Annotated in this window: 3 protein-coding genes and 1 pseudogene; all 4 read right to left on the bottom strand. The window is 68.2% G+C overall.

All coding sequences use genetic code 11. The annotated features are described in order from the left end of the window. Positions 1-333, bottom strand: a pseudogene (locus tag BGN95_RS12630) (lipid-transfer protein); the annotation flags it as partial. Then, positions 333-746 carry a MaoC/PaaZ C-terminal domain-containing protein gene (locus BGN95_RS12625; RefSeq protein WP_286772809.1) on the bottom strand — a complete coding sequence of 138 codons (414 nt, stop codon included), beginning with the start codon at positions 744-746 and terminating at the stop codon, positions 333-335. The gene BGN95_RS12625 and the pseudogene BGN95_RS12630, both read right to left, overlap by 1 nt. After that, complete coding sequence (locus BGN95_RS12620; RefSeq protein ID WP_286772808.1) at positions 743-1,879, bottom strand: acyl-CoA dehydrogenase family protein; 1,137 nt, start codon at positions 1,877-1,879, stop codon at positions 743-745. Before BGN95_RS12620 ends, BGN95_RS12625 begins: the two co-directional genes overlap by 4 nt. Positions 1,880-1,891: 12 nt before the next feature. After that, the coding region (locus tag BGN95_RS12615; protein ID WP_286772807.1) for a Zn-ribbon domain-containing OB-fold protein at positions 1,892-2,110 on the bottom strand (219 nt) is incomplete at its 5' end.

The following is a 2,110-nucleotide window of genomic DNA, read 5'->3' as shown; positions in this document are numbered from 1 at the left end:
CATCGCGCGGTAGCACACCACCGTCTTCGCGATCCCGGTCGCCACCGCCATTGCGGCGTGCATGATCGGCGCGCAGGCCGCGCCGCCGCCATAATGGATGCGGCTGTGGAATTTGAGCGCGCGCGCCCCGATCGCGCGGAACAGCTCGATCTCGGGGTTATTGTCCATCGTATAGGTGGAGAGCCCGTCAACCTCCGCCGGATCGATCCCGGCATCGGCCAGCGCCTCCAGCGTCGCCTCGACCGCGAGACGCAGCTCGGAACGCCCGCTGTTCTTGGAGAATTCGGTCGCGCCGATGCCGACGATCGCCGCCTTGTTGCTGATCGTGTCCATTAGCGCACCTCTTCCGCAAAACCGATCGTGATGGTCGCGGCGACATGCTCGCCGATGCCGTTGCGGCCCGAAACCCTGATTTCCGCGGTCCGCGCCGCGGGGTCGATCGCCGCCACTTCGCCGCCGAGCTTCATCACATCGCCCGCAAAATTGGGCGCGCCGAGCCGGATCGCGATTCTGCGGATACGCGCGTTCGCTCCCGCCCAATCGGTGACGAAGCGCTGGACGAAGCCGTTGGTGGTCAGGATGTTCATGAAGATATCGGGCACCCCCGTCGCCTGCGCGGCGGCCTTGTCGTGGTGGACGTTCTCGAAATCATTGGTCGCGATCGCGCCGGCGACGATCGCCGAGGCGGTGATCGGGACGATAAGTTCGGGCAAGGCCTGCCCGGCGTGGAGATCGTCGAAGGTCATGCGCGCGCTCCCGCAAGTGGCTGGGTGTCGCCGGCGGCGATCGCGCGGCCGATCGCCGCGAGCATCGGCTGCGCCCCGCCGAGCGCGAGCTCGACCTGCTTGGCAGCGAGGAAATAACGGTGGATCGGATAATCCATATCGGCGCCGATCCCGCCGTGGAGATGCTGCGCCGAATGCGACACGCGATGCCCGCCGATCGCCGCCCAATATTTGGCGGTCTCGATTTCGGCCGGCGCGGCGATGCCTTCATCGAGCAGCCACGCGGCGCGCAGCGCGGTCGAGCGCATCGCCTCGACATCGATGAAGCCGTCGGCGACGCGATGCTGCACCGCCTGCATCCCGCCGAGCGGGCGATCGAACTGGATGCGTTCGCTCGAATAAGCGGCGGTGCGGCGCAGGGCTTCGGCGCAAATGCCGACCTGTAACGCAGCGAGCCCGGCGCGCGCGTGGTCGACGATCCAGCGCGCGATATCGGCGCCCTGCGCGGCCGACCCGAGCACGTCATCGGCTTGCGCCGCGCGGAAGGTGATCTGCGCCTGCGGTTCGCTGCTGGTGGTGCGCTGCGCGCCGATCTCGATGCCCGGCGTCGCCGGATCGATGAGGAAAACGATCACCCCTTTCGCGCTGGTCGCCGGGACGAGGATGCACTCAGCCTCCGCGCCATAGGGCACCGCCGTCTTGACGCCATCGAGCGTCCAGCCGTTGCCCGAGCGGGTCGCGCGCAGCATCGGGCGCGCGGGATCGTGGTTGCCCACCTCCTCCAGCGCGGCGGTGAGGATCGCCTTGCCTGCAGCGACGCGCGGCAGGATCGCCTGTTGCGCGGCGCTCCCGAATGCCGCGATCGGCAGCGCGCCGGTCACGAGCGTCGCGTGGAGCGGCAACGGCGCGAGCGTGCGGCCCTGTTCTTCGAGCAGCAGCCCGAGCTCGATCATCCCCTGCCCCAGCCCGCCGTGCGCCTCCGGCACCGCGACGCCGAGCAGCCCGGCCTCGGCTAGTGTCTGCCACAGCGCCGCATCATAGGGGCGATCATCCTTCGCGAAGGCGCGCAGGCTATCGTCGTTGCTGTTGTCGGACAGGATCTGCGCGGCGAGATCGCGCAGGCTGGCCTGATCCTCGGTGAGCGCGAAATCCATCCGTATCGCTCCTCAGGCCAGCCGGAAGGCGGGCAGGATGTAATCGGGCTCGACCTCGACGAAATCGAGCGTGACCGGCTTGCCGATCGCCACTTCGTCAGCCGTCGCGCCAAGCATATTGGCGACGATCCGCACGCCCTCCTCCAGCTCGACCAGCACCACCGGGAGCGGATAATCGAAGCACGGCAGTTGCGGCTGGTGCATGATGACGAAGCTGTGGATCGTCCCGCG

Source organism: Sphingomonas sp. 66-10, assembly GCF_001897045.1.
Taxonomy (GTDB): domain Bacteria; phylum Pseudomonadota; class Alphaproteobacteria; order Sphingomonadales; family Sphingomonadaceae; genus Sphingomonas; species Sphingomonas lycopersici.
The sequence above is the reverse complement of the archived record's forward strand: the minus strand, read 5'-3'. Positions and strand labels throughout refer to the sequence as shown.